At 38.5% G+C, this 16269-nt stretch carries 15 protein-coding genes; 14 read left to right on the top strand and 1 reads right to left on the bottom strand.

What is annotated here, in order from left to right:
• The first annotated feature begins 28 nt into the window (after window positions 1-28).
• The 11 genes from pbpC to CUB63_RS06665 all read left to right on the top strand — a co-directional run bounded on the left by pbpC (window position 29) and on the right by CUB63_RS06665 (window position 12557).
• Window positions 29-2350 carry a peptidoglycan glycosyltransferase PbpC gene (pbpC, locus tag CUB63_RS06715; protein WP_109847727.1) on the top strand — a complete coding sequence of 774 codons (2322 nt, stop codon included), beginning with the start codon at window positions 29-31 and terminating at the stop codon, window positions 2348-2350.
• Between the two features lie 341 nt (window positions 2351-2691).
• The gene (ndk, locus tag CUB63_RS06710; RefSeq protein WP_072063236.1) at window positions 2692-3117 is read left to right on the top strand and encodes a nucleoside-diphosphate kinase; all 426 of its coding nucleotides are present in this window, start codon (window positions 2692-2694) and stop codon (window positions 3115-3117) included.
• A 157-nt stretch (window positions 3118-3274) separates the two neighbouring features.
• Window positions 3275-4456 (top strand): dual-specificity RNA methyltransferase RlmN, encoded by a 1182-nt coding sequence (gene rlmN / locus CUB63_RS06705; protein ID WP_072063235.1) that lies wholly within the window; start codon window positions 3275-3277, stop codon window positions 4454-4456.
• An 88-nt stretch (window positions 4457-4544) separates the two neighbouring features.
• Window positions 4545-4979: a hypothetical protein gene (locus tag CUB63_RS06700; protein ID WP_006533431.1), complete on the top strand. Its 435-nt coding sequence runs from the start codon at window positions 4545-4547 to the stop codon at window positions 4977-4979.
• A gap of 74 nt (window positions 4980-5053) precedes the next feature.
• Window positions 5054-6025 (top strand): cytoskeleton protein RodZ, encoded by a 972-nt coding sequence (gene rodZ, locus CUB63_RS06695; protein WP_006533430.1) that lies wholly within the window; start codon window positions 5054-5056, stop codon window positions 6023-6025.
• A gap of 47 nt (window positions 6026-6072) precedes the next feature.
• The gene (gene ispG, locus CUB63_RS06690; RefSeq protein WP_006533429.1) at window positions 6073-7194 is read left to right on the top strand and encodes a flavodoxin-dependent (E)-4-hydroxy-3-methylbut-2-enyl-diphosphate synthase; all 1122 of its coding nucleotides are present in this window, start codon (window positions 6073-6075) and stop codon (window positions 7192-7194) included.
• Window positions 7195-7316: 122 nt separating this feature from the next.
• A complete protein-coding gene (gene hisS, locus CUB63_RS06685; protein WP_006533428.1) occupies window positions 7317-8600 on the top strand; it encodes a histidine--tRNA ligase in 1284 nt (427 codons plus the stop codon).
• Window positions 8601-8610: 10 nt separating this feature from the next.
• Window positions 8611-9231: a YfgM family protein gene (locus CUB63_RS06680; RefSeq protein WP_006533427.1), complete on the top strand. Its 621-nt coding sequence runs from the start codon at window positions 8611-8613 to the stop codon at window positions 9229-9231.
• A 14-nt stretch (window positions 9232-9245) separates the two neighbouring features.
• Complete coding sequence (gene bamB / locus CUB63_RS06675; protein WP_006533426.1) at window positions 9246-10418, top strand: outer membrane protein assembly factor BamB; 1173 nt, start codon at window positions 9246-9248, stop codon at window positions 10416-10418.
• 119 nt (window positions 10419-10537) lie between these two features.
• Window positions 10538-12028 carry a ribosome biogenesis GTPase Der gene (gene der / locus CUB63_RS06670; RefSeq protein ID WP_082147322.1) on the top strand — a complete coding sequence of 497 codons (1491 nt, stop codon included), beginning with the start codon at window positions 10538-10540 and terminating at the stop codon, window positions 12026-12028.
• A 181-nt stretch (window positions 12029-12209) separates the two neighbouring features.
• The gene (locus CUB63_RS06665) at window positions 12210-12557 is read left to right on the top strand and encodes a hypothetical protein (RefSeq protein WP_229096563.1); all 348 of its coding nucleotides are present in this window, start codon (window positions 12210-12212) and stop codon (window positions 12555-12557) included.
• A gap of 89 nt (window positions 12558-12646) precedes the next feature.
• On the opposite strand, the gene hemF is transcribed toward CUB63_RS06665, so the two are convergent.
• Window positions 12647-13555 (bottom strand): oxygen-dependent coproporphyrinogen oxidase, encoded by a 909-nt coding sequence (hemF, locus tag CUB63_RS06660; protein WP_109847726.1) that lies wholly within the window; start codon window positions 13553-13555, stop codon window positions 12647-12649.
• Window positions 13556-13688: 133 nt separating this feature from the next.
• On the opposite strand from hemF, the gene CUB63_RS06655 reads away from it, so the two are divergent.
• From CUB63_RS06655 to CUB63_RS06645, 3 genes are all read left to right on the top strand, one after another.
• The gene (locus tag CUB63_RS06655) at window positions 13689-14126 is read left to right on the top strand and encodes a GNAT family acetyltransferase (protein ID WP_072063231.1); all 438 of its coding nucleotides are present in this window, start codon (window positions 13689-13691) and stop codon (window positions 14124-14126) included.
• 334 nt (window positions 14127-14460) lie between these two features.
• On the top strand, window positions 14461-15063 hold the full coding sequence (locus tag CUB63_RS06650; RefSeq protein ID WP_232240026.1) for an RpoE-regulated lipoprotein: 603 nt from the start codon (window positions 14461-14463) through the stop codon (window positions 15061-15063).
• 135 nt (window positions 15064-15198) lie between these two features.
• Window positions 15199-16095 (top strand): Dyp-type peroxidase, encoded by an 897-nt coding sequence (locus tag CUB63_RS06645; protein ID WP_006533418.1) that lies wholly within the window; start codon window positions 15199-15201, stop codon window positions 16093-16095.
• Window positions 16096-16269: the final 174 nt, after the last annotated feature.

Raw genomic sequence — 16269 nt, 5'->3', positions numbered from 1 at the left:
GAAAGGGCTTTTTCCTTTGAGTGATTGAATGAAACTAGGATATAAACGGCTTATTGCTGTTATCATTATTTTTTTGCTAGCAACGTCGATTTTAGTCTGGATCGCAGATAAAATTTGGCCTCTCCCTGATCCCGAACCCCAAATTGCAACTATCGTTACAGCGCAAGATGGTACACCTCTTTGGCGCTTTGCCGATAAAGAGGGGGTATGGCGTTATCATGTCAAACTCGCTGATGTCTCTCCTGAATATTTAGAAGCTTTAATTACTTATGAAGATCGCTGGTTTTATCAACATCCTGGTGTTAATCCAATGTCGATATTACGAGCGGCATGGCAAGATCTAAGTTCCGGAAGAATAGTGTCGGGCGGAAGCACATTATCAATGCAAGTGGCTCGCCTTATTGATCCTCACTCCCGTACTTTAGGGGGAAAAATCAAACAACTTTGGCGTACCTTGCAATTAGAGTGGTATTACTCAAAAGATGAAATTTTGGAGATTTACCTCAATAGAGCACCCTTTGGCGGTACATTAGAAGGTATAGGTGCAGCGAGTTGGGCTTATTTAGGCAAATCACCTGCTGATTTATCCGCAGGAGAGGCGACATTGATGGCGGTATTACCACAAGCGCCAAGCCGTTTACGACCAGATAGATACCCTGAACGTGCTCAAGCAGCTAGAGATAAAGTATTAGATAGGCTGGCAGAATATCAGATATGGTCACAAGAAAAAGTTAATGAAATCAAAGAAGAGCAGGTTTTATTAGCACCAAGACAAACACCACAATTAGCGCCCTTGCTGGCTCGTCGTATGTATAACGAAAAGCGAGAGCCTGTTATTACAACAACGATTGATATTAATATTCAACGGCAACTTGAAGAGATTGCGAATCAATGGAAGTATCAATTAGCAGATAAAACATCCTTAGCCATATTGGTTGTTGATCATACGGATATGAGTGTGAAAGGGTATGTCGGTTCTGCCGATTTTAATGACAATTCGCGCTTTGGTCATGTCGATATGATTAGTGCATGGCGCTCACCAGGTTCAACATTAAAGCCATTTATTTATGCGCTAGCATTAGATGAAGGGCTTATTCATGCAGAATCACTCTTACAAGATGTTCCTCGTCGATTTGATAATTATCGTCCTGGTAATTTTGACTCTGGTTTTAATGGGGCGGTCAGTGCCAGTGAAGCACTAAGTCGCTCTTTAAATTTGCCTGCGGTGCAACTTATCGAAGTGTATGGTGCCAAGAAATTTGCAGCAAAATTGCGTCATAACCATATTGAAATGCGCTTTCCTTATGGTTCAGAGCCTAATTTAGCGCTGATCTTAGGAGGAACTGCGACACGAATGGATGAGCTTGTTTCTGCCTTTAGTGCGTTGGCAAGGCAAGGAAAAACAGCACCGTTACGTTTTAAACCGGAACAAATAATAGAAAACCGGGTGTTGATGTCACAAGGATCAGCATGGATTATTAGGCGAATATTAGCCGGAGAAGCCAGACCTCGTCCAGATAGCGCAATTTCACCTGTTGTTCCTTTGGCTTGGAAAACAGGGACAAGTTATGGTTATCGGGATGCGTGGTCTATAGGTGTAAATGCACGCTATACCATTGGCGTTTGGGTGGGTAGGCCTGATGGAACACCGGTTGCTGGGCAATTTGGCTTTGCGACAGCTGTTCCTATTATGAATCAGGTCAATAACTTATTAACAGGTTATTTCTATCAAAATAAACAAAGACCACCAACAGATTTACGTCCTAATAGTGTAACTGCGGCAACAATCTGTTGGCCAACAGGTAAGGCATTACCAAAAGAAGATAGCAATTGTAGAGTCAGTCGTCGAAGCTGGATCTTAGATAACACTATTCCGCCAACTTTATTAAATGATAGCCAAGAAGGTATTTTGGGGATCAACGAAAAAATTTGGTTAGATGATAAAGGCAAACGCACAGGGCCTAATTGCCCTAATGCAGAGCTAAAAGATATTGCTTTATGGCCGATAGCATTAGAAGCATGGTTACCTGAAAAAGAGCGTAGAGCAAAACGCCTACCACCGATTTCTGAAACTTGTCCACCAATCAAAGAGGACATTATTCCCTTGTTTATTTCGGGTATTCGTGCGGGTGATTTGCTAAGACCATTGCCCGGTGAAACTAATCTTGAAATAACCGTTTCTACGCAAGGTGGAAGTGGTATGCAATGGTGGTTTTTAAATGGTGAACAAATAGGGAAGACTGAAAATGGGGAAACGTTCTCTTATTTACTAGAGAAACGAGGTAAATACCAATTATCGGTGCTTGATTTAAGTGGTCAAACAGATATGGTTAATTTTATATTTCGTTAAACTAAAACGATGAGATAAACGAGAACTGAGTGATTTTTCACTAAAATAAGTTTTAATAAAGACAAAGAGGCTATTTATCGTGTGTCATTTCGGTTCTTTTTTATTGTTATTTTTAAGTTTGAACATGGAAAGCGTCAAAAATGTGATTAGATCGATAATTCATAACTTTTTTGCCACAGTTTTTTAAAAAAAAGGGTGTTCAATCTGTGCAATTCATTTTTATCCTCCTATAATCGAGCACTATTTTTTGCAGGGAATGCGGTTTTTGATTCGTTTTTCCATGATCTGCGATAAAAGAGATAAAAAAAGTTATCATTAATAAAATAATTTAGAGGTAAGACATGGCTATTCAGCGCACATTTTCTATTATCAAACCAAACGCAGTGAAAAAAAATGTTATCGGTGCAATTTATAACCGTTTTGAAAGTGCAGGTTTTAGCATCATTGGTGCTAAAATGTTGCATTTAACGCGTGAACAAGCTGAAGGCTTTTATGAAGAACACAAAGGCCGTCCTTTCTTTGATGGTTTAGTTGAATTTATGACTTCTGGCCCAATTATGGTTCAAGTGTTAGAAGGTGAAAATGCGATTCAGCGTCATCGTGATTTGATGGGGGCAACTAATCCAGACAACGCATTAGCGGGTACATTACGTGCTGACTACGCTGATAGCTTTACTGAAAATGCGGTACACGGTTCAGATTCAGAAGCTTCTGCTGCTCGTGAAATCGCATACTTCTTCACTGAAAACGAAGTTTGCGCGCGCTAATTTATTAGCATCTCTACGCGAAAAACAGTACAATGCGACGCCCTGTTTGATAATTAACGGGGCGTTTTTTATTATTGTTTAAATATACAAATTATATAAGTATCCCGTTAGCATCAATGCTAATGCAGGCCGCATAGTGTAACAACGAGGCAATGTCATGACCCAATCTACCACTCCAGCGCCAAGCGCTTCTGTCGCTGTTTCTAAAGAAAATACTGTGAATCAAAAAACTAAAATTAATCTGTTAGATTTAAATCGTAAACAGATGCGTGAGCTTTTTGTCTCTATGGGCGAAAAACCTTTCCGTGCTGACCAAATTATGAAGTGGATGTACCACTACTGTTATGACGATTTTGATCAAATGACAGATATCAATAAGGTGTTACGCAATAAATTAAAAGAAATTGCTGAAATTAAAGCACCTGAAGTTTCTGAAGAACAACGTTCAACAGATGGCACGATTAAATGGGCAATTAAAGTTGGCGATCAACAAGTAGAAACTGTGTATATCCCAGAAGATGATCGCGCAACATTATGTGTTTCTTCACAAGTTGGTTGTGCTTTAGAGTGTAAATTCTGTTCAACTGCACAGCAAGGTTTTAACCGTAACTTGAAAGTATCGGAAATTATTGGACAAGTTTGGCGTGCCGCTAAAATTATTGGCTCATTAAAAGAGACAGGCCGTCGTCCTATTACTAACGTTGTTATGATGGGAATGGGCGAGCCGTTGCTGAATCTAAATAATGTTATTCCAGCACTTGAAATTATGATGGATGATTTTGGTTTTGGTTTATCAAAACGTCGCGTTACTGTCTCTACATCAGGTGTTGTTCCTGCATTAGATAAATTAGCAGATGCGGTTGATGTGGCTTTAGCTATTTCATTACATGCGCCAACTGATGATATTCGTGATGAAATTGTTCCAATTAATAAGAAATATAATATTGCAATGTTTCTTGAAGGTGTTCGCCGTTATATCGCCAAATCAAATGCGAACCAAGGGCGTGTGACTGTTGAATACGTTATGCTTGATCATATCAATGACAGCACAGAACAAGCTCACCAATTAGCAGAATGCTTAAAAGATACACCATGTAAAATTAACTTAATTCCATGGAACCCGTTCCCAGGTGCACCATATGGACGTAGTTCCAATAGTCGAATTGACCGTTTTTCTAAAGTATTAATGGAATATGGTTTTACGACGATTGTACGTAAAACGCGAGGTGATGATATTGATGCGGCTTGTGGACAATTAGCCGGCGATGTTATTGACCGTACAAAACGTACACTGAAAAAACGCCAACAAGGTGAACTAATTTCAGTAAAAGCAGTCTGATACGGTTAGGAATCTCTTTCTTTGTGAAGTGTATTACACAATTACAATGTAGAGAGAACACGGATGAATATATTTGAGGAATAAAGCGATGATAAGGATATCATCAGTAGTTATAACTATTGGCGTGATGTTATTGACATTAGGTTGCCAATCATCAGCCAATCAACAACGTGTTGCAGTGTCTACACGTTTACAATTAGGTGATGCATATTTAGCTGAAAAACAATATCAAATAGCACAATATCATTTCCAAAAAGTGTTATCGGTGATACCAAATCACCCTGATGCTAATTTAGGAATGGCATTAACATCTCAGTTATTGGGAAATTCTATTCAAGCGTTAGATTATTACAAATTAGCGATGAAGTCGAAGCCAGTAAATGTTAATGTATTAAGGCTTTATGGTAATTTCCTTTGTGAACAAAAACTATTAAACAATAATAGTGTGTCAATTGAAGATATACCGCCAGATTATTTGGTTTGTCAGCAAAGTGATCATAAAATATCAATAAATTCGCGGTGAGACGTTAAGGTACTTGGTGCTTTTGCGAGTTCATCAATGTTAAACATCCAATAGCCACAGTGCCTAGATTGCTAATGAATACTGAAAACAAAACCGAAGAAGTGAAATTAACAGCAGGTCAACTTTTACGCCAGGCACGAGAAAAAGTGGGGCTAACACAACAAACTGTTGCTGATCGACTTTGTTTGAAGTTATCAACAGTGCGCGACATTGAAACAGATTCTGTTTCTTCTGACATTGCACCAACATTTTTACGCGGATACATGCGTTCTTACGCTAAGTTAGTTGGCGTTCCTGAAAAAGAAATCCTTGGTTTTATCGACCAACAAGCTCCAGTTAAACAAATTAGAATGACAACCACACAAAATTATTCATTAGGAAAACGTCATAAAAAACGTGAAGGTTGGCTAATGAAAATCACATGGGTGATTTTGATTATTATGGTTGCTCTCGTAGGGATTTGGTGGTGGCAAGGTCATCAGGCTGATCAACAAGAATTAGTCTCTATGGCATCTCAAGACATAGGGCAAAGTAGCGCACAAGAAAACACCAACCCGATAGATTCTTCTTTAGTAACCTCAGATAATACGTCAACATCTGAAGGTGATAATTTACAAGTACCTGCTTCGTCATTAGTTGATAATCAAGCGAATAATGTCGCTACAACATCACCAACGACTGAAACTACATCACCAGCACCAACAGAAGTGAGAACGGTTCCATTACCCGTATCACCTTTAACAACATCAACAACTTCTCGGGCAGATTCAGAACAAGAATCTACCTCTTCGGAAGCCCCTGCGATTGCGAACCAATTGGTTCTTATGTTTGATGGTGAATGTTGGTTAGAAGTTCGTAATGCTCAAAATAAAGTCTTATTTAATGGTATTAAGAAAGCGGGTGATCGTTTGGAATTTGATGGTGAGCAACCTTATAAACTAAAAATAGGCGCACCTTCTGTTACTCGCATACAGTTTAATGGTGAATCTGTTGATTTAAGCCGTTTTACTGGAAAAATAGCAAAAATAACAGTACCGAGTGCTTAATCTGACTACATATTTGAGCAAGCATGGAAGCATGGGAGAATTAATCAATGCATAAAGAATCACCTATCATTCGTCGTAAATCGACACGAATTTATGTGGGTAATGTACCTATTGGCGATGGTGCTCCTATCGCAGTACAGTCGATGACGAATACACGAACGACAGACGTAGAAGCGACTGTTCGCCAGATAAAATCTCTGGAGCGTGTAGGGGTGGATATTGTTCGCGTTTCTGTACCTACAATGGATGCTGCAGAAGCATTCAAATTAATTAAGCAGCAAGTTAATGTGCCTTTAGTGGCTGATATCCATTTTGATTATCGTATCGCATTAAAAGTTGCTGAATATGGTGTTGATTGTTTGCGTATCAATCCAGGTAATATCGGTAGTGAAGAGCGTATTCGCCAAGTTGTTGACTGTGCTCGTCATAACAATATTCCGATTCGTATTGGAGTAAACGGTGGTTCACTTGAAAAAGATATTCAAGAGAAATATGGAGAACCAACACCTGAAGCGTTAGTTGAATCAGCAATGCGCCATGTTGATATTCTTGAAAGACTTAATTTTGAACAATTTAAAATTAGTGTAAAAGCTTCTGATGTTTTCCTCGCTGTTGATTCTTACCGTTTATTAGCGAAAAAAATAGATCAACCCCTGCATCTTGGGATCACCGAAGCGGGAGGGGCAAGAGCCGGATCAGTTAAATCTGCGATTGGCCTTGGGATCTTATTATCAGAAGGTATCGGTGATACATTAAGGATCTCATTGGCGGCCGATCCGGTTGAAGAAGTTAAAGTTGGTTTTGATATCTTAAAATCATTACGTATTCGCTCTCGCGGAATTAACTTTATTGCTTGCCCAACGTGTTCCCGTCAAGAATTTGATGTTATTGGAACCGTCAACGAATTAGAGCAACGTTTGGAAGATATCATCACACCTATGGATGTCTCTATTATTGGTTGTGTTGTTAATGGCCCTGGCGAAGCTGAAGTTTCAACATTAGGTGTAACTGGCGCAAAAACACGCAGCGGTTTTTATGAAGATGGTGTGAGACAAAAAGAGCGTCTTGATAACGTTAATATGATTGATCTATTAGAAGCCAAAATTCGTGCTAAAGCATCAATGCTTGATGACAATATGCGTATAAACATAAATCAATTGGACAAATAATACTCAAAAAACTGGCTCATTAATCAATGAGCCAGTTTTACTATTGATTTCACGTTGAATACTGATTGATTTCGCTTCTATAATCAGCCTAACAATCAATTAATAACTATTAGAGAAGAAAAGTGGCCCAAAAAATCCAAGCCATTCGTGGTATGAACGACTATCTACCTGCTGACACTCGTGTATGGCAGAAAATTGAAAATACGCTAAAACAAATTTTAGCAGGTTACGGCTTTAGTGAAATCAGAACACCTATCGTAGAGCATACCCCTCTATTTCAGCGAGCAATTGGTGAAGTGACCGATGTTGTTGAAAAAGAAATGTATACTTTTACCGATCGTGGTGAAGATGCCCAAAGTCTGACATTACGCCCAGAAAATACAGCAGGTTGTGTTCGTGCAGGTATCGAGCATGGTTTGCTTTATAATCAAGAACAGCGTTTATGGTATTTAGGGCCAATGTTTCGTTATGAGCGCCCTCAAAAAGGTCGTTATCGTCAATTCCATCAGTTAGGTGCAGAGGTCTTTGGCCTACAAGGCCCTGATATTGATGCAGAATTAATTATGCTGACTGCGCGTTGGTGGAAAGCGTTAGGTATTGCAGAACATGTAACATTAGAACTTAATTCTATTGGTTCACTAGAAGCGCGTGCTAAATATCGTGAAGCGTTAGTCGCTTTCTTAGAACAACATGTCGATAAGTTAGATGAAGACTGCAAACGTCGTATGTATTCTAACCCATTACGTGTTTTAGACTCAAAAAATCCAGAAATTCAGACTTTATTGAATGATGCGCCTGAACTTTTCGATTATCTTGATGACGAATCAAGAGCGCATTTTGATGGTCTTTGTGCCTTATTGGACGCTGTCGGTATTACATACCGTGTTAATCAGCGTTTAGTCCGTGGGTTAGACTATTATAACCGTACTGTCTTTGAGTGGGTAACTAGTGCATTAGGTTCACAAGGAACAGTGTGTGCCGGTGGCCGTTATGATGGCCTTGTGAAACAACTTGGTGGACATCCGACACCGGCAGTTGGTTTTGCTATGGGGATGGAGCGCATGATCTTATTAGTTCAAGCGGTTAATCCTGAATTTGTTGCAGATACTAATGTCGCTGATGTTTATCTCGCTTCATTTGGTGAAAAGAGCCAAAGTGCAGCATTAATGCTGGCTGAAGAAATTCGTGATCAATTACCAACATTACGTTTAATGACGAATCATGGTAATGGCAACTTTAAAAAGCAGTTAGGACGTGCTGATAAACAAGGCGCTAAAATTGCTCTTATTTTAGGCGAAGATGAAATTAATGCCGGCACTGTTGCAGTGAAAGATTTGCGTTCAGGGGAACAAACAATCGTTGCTCGCAATGACCTCGCTCAGCAATTGACTCTGTTATTAGGTTAAGGAGAGACTTGTGGAAGTTTATAGCACCGAAAACGAACAAGTTGATGCAATTAAACAGTTCTTTAAAAACTACGGTTTAACTATCGTTTTAGCCGCTGTTATTGGTTTTGGTGGTGTATTTGGCTGGAAATATTGGCAATCACACCAAACAAATCGACTGCAAGAAAGTGCAGGTGCTTTTGCAACAATCAGTGAGGCACTTGCTAAGCCTACGCCTGAAAATATTGCATTAGCTGAAAAATTTGTTACTGAAACCAATGATATTTATGGCGCTTTAGCTTCATTAGAATTAGCTCAAATTGCTATCGATGCTAATGATTTAGTCAGTGGTGAACGTCATCTAACTAATGCGGTGGCAAAAGTAAAAAATGACGCATTTGCAGATATGCTTAATCTTCGTTTAGCTCGCGTACAATTAGCATTAGATAAAACAGATGCTGCTTTAGTTTCTTTAGAGCAAGTGAAGGGCAAAGCATGGAATGGAATGAAAAATTATATCCGTGGTGATGTCTTAGCGAAGAAAGGCGATAATGCAGGTGCAGCCGCCGCTTATCGTAGCGCGTTAACTGATGAAAACGCGGGTGCTATTCGCTCACTGGTTGAACTTAAACTCAATAATTTATCCAATTAAAGGGATCTTCAGACATGCAACTGCGTAAAACTCTCCTGGTTGGTCTACTAGCATCTGCTTTGTTGGCAGGATGTTCTAGTGAACAGGACAATGTGACAATGTCTCCATTGCCTGAGGTGCAAAGCCAATTTACACCTAAAGCTGTTTGGGACAAATCAGTTGGAAATGGTATTGGTAAATACTATTCTCACTTGTCACCAACATGGGATAGCGCAGTTATTTATGTCGCTGATCGCCATGGTTTAGTTAAAGCATTAGATGTAGAAACAGGTAAAGAGCTTTGGTCGCAAGATCTCTCTATTAAAACAGGTTTTCTTTCATCCAATGAGTCTGCATTACTTTCTGGTGGATTAACAGTTTCAGGCACTCGCGTTTTTGTGGGAACGGAAAAAGCGAAAGTATATGCACTGAACACAGAGGATGGCTCCATTGATTGGGAAACAGACGTTGCTGGTGAAGCCATTTCAAAACCTGTTGTTAGTGATGGTCTAGTACTTATTCATACCAGTAATGGCATGTTGCAAGGACTTGACTTATTAAGTGGTGAGATTGCTTGGACTATTAACTTAGACACTCCTTCATTATCTCTTCGTGGCGAGTCTGCACCTGCTGTCGCTTATGGCGCAGCGATTATTGGTGCGGATAATGGTCGCGTCAGTGCGGTTGTCCTTTCTCAAGGACAATTGATTTGGCAACAAAATATTTCACAAATTAAAGGCTCTACTGAAATTAGCCGATTAAATGATGTGGATATCACACCGATTATTGATGAAAATACAGTTTATGCAATGGCGTATAACGGTAATTTAGTTAGCCTTGATATGCGTTCTGGACAAATCCTTTGGAAACGCGAGCTAGGCTCAGTCAATGATATGGTGTTGTTGGGTGATAATCTTTACCTAGTTGACCAAAATGATAGAGTTTTATCTGTGCGTAAATCTGATGGTGTGACATTATGGACACAAGAAGATTTATTGCATCGTAATTTAACTGCTCCGGCTATTTTTGATGGCTATTTAGTTGTTGGTGATGCAGAAGGTTATCTCCATTGGATTGATACCAACACAGGTAAATTTATTGCACAAAACCAAGTGAATAGCTCAGGCTTATTAAGCCGCCCTCAAGCGGTACAAGATAAACTGATGATCCAAGCTCGTGACGGTAAGCTTTATCTTTATAGTCGGTAATTAATTGCTGACAAATCTATTTATTTTACGGCTCCTTTAAAGGAGCCGTTTCGTCTTTTTAGTAATTACATGTAAAATACAATCAGGTTTGTGATTGTATTTTTATGAGGCATCAAAAAATGATACCCGTTATTGCCTTAGTAGGGCGCCCTAACGTGGGTAAATCCACGTTATTTAATCGACTAACACGCACAAGAGACGCATTAGTTGCTGATTTTCCTGGCCTCACCCGTGACCGTAAATATGGTCGAGCAGAGTTAGAAGGCGAAGAATTTATTATTATTGATACCGGTGGTATTGATGGTGCTGAAGAGGGTGTTGAAACTCATATGGCATCACAATCGCTACAGGCTATTCAAGAAGCCGATATCGTACTGTTTTTAGTTGATGCTCGTGCGGGTTTGATGCCAGCAGACCAAGGTATTGCAAAACACCTTCGTGGTGTCGAGAAAAAAACGTATTTAGTTGCGAATAAAACTGACGGTATTGATATTGATACTGCATTAGCCGATTTTTACTCTTTAGGATTAGGTGAAATCTTCCCAATCGCGGCATCCCATGGCCGTGGTGTTGCTCAATTGATTGAACAAGCGTTATTACCAATTACGGGTAAAGTAGTGGAAGAAGAAGTCGAGCTGACTGAAGAAGAAGAAAATGCGGCTTATTGGGCTGCATTAGAAGCAGAACAAGAAGCGCAAGCATTAGAAGAGGAAGAAGATGACTTCGATCCTTCTACATTACCAGTAAAATTAGCGATTGTTGGTCGTCCTAACGTTGGTAAATCAACACTGACAAACCGTATGCTTGGTGAAGATCGTGTGGTTGTTTACGATATGCCGGGTACAACCCGTGACAGTATCTACATCCCTATGGAACGTGATGATAAAGACTATATCATTATCGATACTGCGGGTGTTCGTAAACGCGGTAAAGTAAAAGAAACAGTCGAAAAATTCTCTGTTATCAAAACATTACAAGCCATTGAAGATGCTAACGTTGCATTGCTGGTAATCGATGCCCGTGAAGGTATTTCAGATCAGGATCTTTCATTATTAGGTTATATCTTGAATGCAGGTCGTTCATTAGTCATTGCTGTCAATAAATGGGATGGCATGACACAAGACGATCGCGAACAAGTAAAAGCAATGCTTGATCTTAAACTAGGCTTTGTTGATTTTGCGCGTGTTCACTTTATTTCTGCATTACATGGAAGTGGCGTAGGTAATCTTTTTGAATCAATTCAAGAAGCTTATGTCTGTGCAACTCGTCGTGTAGGGACTTCTATGCTCACTCGTATCATGAAGATGGCAGAAGATGATCACCAGCCACCGATTGTTCGTGGACGCCGTGTAAAAATGAAATATGCACACGCCGGTGGTTATAATCCACCTGTTGTGGTTATCCATGGTAATCAGGTAACTGATTTACCAGATAGCTATAAGCGCTATTTGATGAACTATTTCCGTCGTACTTTGCAAGTGATGGGTACGCCAATCCGTATTCAATTTAAAGAGGGTGAAAACCCTTATGCGGATAAGAAAAATAAATTAACCGTTTCTCAAATGCGTAAACGTAAACGTTTAATGTCGCACTTAAAGAAATCTAAATAAGAAATTTTATTATTTAAGTAAAAAGCCACATTTTATGTGGCTTTTTTATATCTATAATTCAATGAGTTATTTGGATGTTACTGTTGTTAGTCGCTTTTTATATTTCATAAAAAATTAATTATTTCTTTAAAAAAATAGCTAAAATGCAATTGATACCTATTCGCCTTAAAGAGCTACTACGTTGAAAAAAAAGATTATTATCACATCAGTTTTTATGCTTTCTGCTTGTGCAACACCTGAAAAATGGGAAGCAAACACCACCATACCATCTCCTTTAGATATCGCTAAAAACATGTGTATGCAAGAAGCCAATGCGCTATATCCCGCGAGATATGTAGCTTCAAGTCAGCCTTCTTTTGCTCCAATGAAAATAAATGGCAAAGATATTTCAAACTCAAGGGCAGGAACATCTTTTCCTTCAGATGTGAATGAATGGCAGCGTAGGGATTATTTTAATACCTGTATGAAAGGAGAAGGTTGGGAAAATAAAAATAAAGTCACAGGGTTACTGGCTTTTTTATTTAATTGATTTTAGACAATATTTGTCATTAAACTTCTAGTTCTACTTTAGTAAAGCCACATTTTTAATGTGGCTTTATCATCAATAAATTAAGTTTTTTACACCCACTCTTTTTGGATCAAAAAATCGCTGTATAACTTTGCTTCAGGGGTATTGGGTTCAGGGGAGTAATCATATTCAAAACGGACTAAAGGTGGCATAGACATTAAAATTGATTCAGTTCTTCCACCACTTTGTAAGCCAAATAATGTCCCTCTATCCCACACTAAATTGAATTCAACATAGCGACCACGGCGATAGAGTTGGAACTGGCGTTCTCGCTCTCCCCAATGCATTGATTTGCGCTTTTCAACAATAGGTAAATAGGCATCAAGATAACCAAGTCCAACGTGTTGGACAAACTCGAAACAGTGGTCAAAATCTGGGGTATTTAAATCATCAAAGAAAAGGCCACCCACACCACGAGGTTCATTGCGGTGTTTAATATAAAAGTAGTCATCACACCATTTTTTATAACGAGGGTAATAATCTTCACTAAAAGGAGTACAAACAGATTTAGCAACTTTATGCCAATGAATAACATCTTCTTCAAATCCATAATAAGGTGTTAAGTCAAAGCCGCCACCAAACCACCACACTGGATCTTCACCTTCTTTTTCAGCAATAAAAAAACGCACATTAGCATGAGAAGTCGGAATATAAGGATTAATAGGGTGAATAACTAATGAAACTCCCATTGCTTGGAAGCGACGTCCTGCTAATTCTGGGCGATGTGCAGTGGCTGATTTCGGTAAAGTGTCGCCATAAACATGTGAAAAATTGACGCCAGCTTGTTCAAAAAGAGCGCCATTAGTTAAAACGCGAGTACGACCACCACCACCTTCTTTTCTTTCCCAAGTATCTTGCTGAAAAGTGCCTTTTGGGTCTATATTTTCAAGAGAGTGACAAATTGTATCTTGTAGTGATAAGAAAAATTCTTTAACGCGATGAATATCAGGTAAACTCATAATAACCTACAGTTTTTATCATATTTATTAAAAATAGAACTTCATATTGTCTATGTTCTCATTTTCAAGTTGATTCATAAACTAAACAAGCGATAATAAATTCAGATTTATATGACTAATAATGGGCAAAGCCATGGAAATACGTGTATTTCGCCAAGATGATTTTGAGGCAATTATTACACTTTGGGAGCGTTGCGATTTGATATCGCCCGATAACGATCCTGAAATTGATATTGAAAGAAAGTTAAACCACTCACCCGATTTATTTTTGATAGCAGAAGTGTCAGGTGAGCTTGTAGGCACTGTGATGGGAGGCTACGATGGTCATCGTGGCTCTTTATACTATTTAGCTGTTCATCCTGACTTTCGAGGAAGAGGCATTGCGAATGCATTGATCTCCCGATTAGAGAAAAAACTGATTGCGAAAGGATGCCCACAAATTACATTAGTTGTACCAGAAGAAAATGATGCAACAATTTGTATGTTTGAGAAGTTATTGTATGAAGATCAAAATCAAGAAAGCACAACTTATACTAAGCGATTAATTGTTGATCAGGATTTCGATCTTTAATTGTGTTTAAACCCCTGATATCTTTAGGGGTTGTTTCTCTTCCCTTTATACTTATCTCTTTTTCTTTGTTTCTATTCTTACGTTTATACTTCTTATTTTATACGTAAAATCTGATATTGCCTTTTCTGTGGAACAAAATGTTATGTTGATGGTCGTAACTAGGCTTTCTTTTCATGTGGTTATCTAAGATCAAATCAGTATATATTTTGTTATGCTGACTTATTGTAACTGTTTTAGCCTGATGTTTGAGGCAATACAAAGAGTAAGATAAGGTGTGCTTGATACCCTCAATATCTATTTTAATGTGTGATGAAAAAGTTTAACGGAGAAATAAATGATGCCTAAGTTTTGGTTACCCTTGTGTTTAAGCACGAGTGTTTTGCTATTAAGTGGCTGTTCATCCATGGGAGGAATGTCTTTTTCTGCACTAAATCCGATGAATTGGTTTTCAAATGATACGTTAACCGTTTCTGCTAATGGATTAGGAAATATCACCCAATCAACAAAAATAACAGAAAGTGAAATAAAAAATGAGTTAGGTGGTAGCTTCAATTACCGTGAAGGTATGGAGATGCAAGGTAGTGATATTATTGTTGTCGTTCAAGCATTAAAAGATAATAAAGTTCAAGTGGCTTTCTATGGCAAAGAAAAAAGTACCGTTGAGAAAATAGAAGTCTTTGATGATAAGGCAATGACAGATTGGGGCACAACGATAGGTACACCATTTAAAGATATTTATAAGAAAGCATTTGGTGCGTGTAGCAAAGGTCCTAAAGATGAAAAGCAGAGAACCATTTTGTGCCAATCTGCAGAAGCTAAATCGGTAAGTTATGTCTTTAGTGGCCAATGGGATGGCCCCGACGGATTAATGCCACCTGATGAAGTTTTATCAAACTGGACATTAACGCAAATTATTTGGCTTAATAAATCGCTTTAACGCTATTCCTTATAAAACAAGGAATAGTTTATAACTAGACTGTCTGATATTTGTTAAAAGGCAAATATTCAGAAAAAAATATTCGATATAATCAACATCATTTTGGGTGTTTTGATTATTGATTAGGAAAGCAATATGTCTCATGCACAAAGTGGCATTTTAGTCTCACATAGTAAATTTGGTCTTTTTATTGAAGCAATGGTCGTGGGTGAATTAGATGCTCTGCGTGAAGGGTGTCAGAAATTCATGCAATCATTATCTGATTTACAAAAGCAATTTCCTGATGCGTCATTAGGCGCAGTTGTTGCATTTGGCTCTGATCTTTGGAAAAAATTATCAGATGAAAACAGTGCTCCTGAGCTAAAACCTTTTCGCCCATTAGGTAAAGGTTTAGCACCAGCGACACAACGTGATCTCCTTATTCACATTCAATCTATGCGCCATGATGTGAATTTCTCACTCGCTCAAGCTGCAATTACTGCTTTTGGTGATGCAATCAAAGTTGAAGAAGAAATTCATGGTTTCCGTTGGATAGAAGAGCGCGATTTAAGTGGTTTTATTGATGGTACAGAAAACCCACAAGATGATGAGCGTTATGGTGTTGCGCTAATTAATGATGGTGTTGATGCGGGTGGTAGTTATGTTTTAGTTCAACGTTATGAGCATAACCTAAAAAAATGGGCTCGTTTTAGTGAATCAGATCAAGAGAAAATGATCGGTCGTACTAAAAAAGACAGTGTTGAACTTGATGAATCAGAACGTAATGTGACATCTCACGTTTCTCGTGTTGTGATTGAAGAAGATGGTGAAGAGTTAGCGATTTTACGTCACAGCCTACCTTACGGCACTGCAAGCGGCAAACATGGTTTATATTTCTTAGCTTACTGTGGTCGTTTATATAACATCGAGCAGCAATTATTGAGCATGTTTGGTGAATTAGATGGCAAACATGACGACCTATTACGTATGAGTAAACCGGTAACAGGAAGTTATTACTTCGCACCTTCTTACGAAGTATTAAAAGCACTGTAATCATTATCTAGTGTTAAATACGTTTTATTAATGAAATGCCTGCTTTTAAAGCGGGCATTTTTGTCTGAATTTTTTTCATATTAATAGTAATTGATACAAATTTAATAAATTAGCCTGAGTTTTATTCATTTTTAATATCTTTCAGTTATATCAAATAACAAAAGCTAACTACAC

This window comes from Proteus penneri (genome assembly GCF_003144535.1).
Lineage (GTDB): Bacteria > Pseudomonadota > Gammaproteobacteria > Enterobacterales > Enterobacteriaceae > Proteus > Proteus penneri.
Note: the sequence above shows the minus strand (reverse complement) of the source record. Positions and strands in the feature narration are given on the sequence as shown.

What these genes read in the sequence shown, in the direction of transcription:
- bamB (WP_006533426.1), top strand. Translation starts at nt 9,246, where the DNA reads ATGCAACTGCGTAAAACTCTCCTGGTTGGTCTACTAGCATCTGCTTTG.
- pbpC (WP_109847727.1), top strand. Translation starts at nt 29, where the DNA reads ATGAAACTAGGATATAAACGGCTTATTGCTGTTATCATTATTTTTTTG.
- ndk (WP_072063236.1), top strand. Translation starts at nt 2,692, where the DNA reads ATGGCTATTCAGCGCACATTTTCTATTATCAAACCAAACGCAGTGAAA.
- CUB63_RS06655 (WP_072063231.1), top strand. Translation starts at nt 13,689, where the DNA reads ATGGAAATACGTGTATTTCGCCAAGATGATTTTGAGGCAATTATTACA.
- CUB63_RS06645 (WP_006533418.1), top strand. Translation starts at nt 15,199, where the DNA reads ATGTCTCATGCACAAAGTGGCATTTTAGTCTCACATAGTAAATTTGGT.
- CUB63_RS06700 (WP_006533431.1), top strand. Translation starts at nt 4,545, where the DNA reads ATGATAAGGATATCATCAGTAGTTATAACTATTGGCGTGATGTTATTG.
- der (WP_082147322.1), top strand. Translation starts at nt 10,538, where the DNA reads ATGATACCCGTTATTGCCTTAGTAGGGCGCCCTAACGTGGGTAAATCC.
- rlmN (WP_072063235.1), top strand. Translation starts at nt 3,275, where the DNA reads ATGACCCAATCTACCACTCCAGCGCCAAGCGCTTCTGTCGCTGTTTCT.
- hemF (WP_109847726.1), bottom strand. Translation starts at nt 13,555, where the DNA reads ATGAGTTTACCTGATATTCATCGCGTTAAAGAATTTTTCTTATCACTA.
- rodZ (WP_006533430.1), top strand. Translation starts at nt 5,054, where the DNA reads ATGAATACTGAAAACAAAACCGAAGAAGTGAAATTAACAGCAGGTCAA.
- ispG (WP_006533429.1), top strand. Translation starts at nt 6,073, where the DNA reads ATGCATAAAGAATCACCTATCATTCGTCGTAAATCGACACGAATTTAT.
- CUB63_RS06650 (WP_232240026.1), top strand. Translation starts at nt 14,461, where the DNA reads ATGATGCCTAAGTTTTGGTTACCCTTGTGTTTAAGCACGAGTGTTTTG.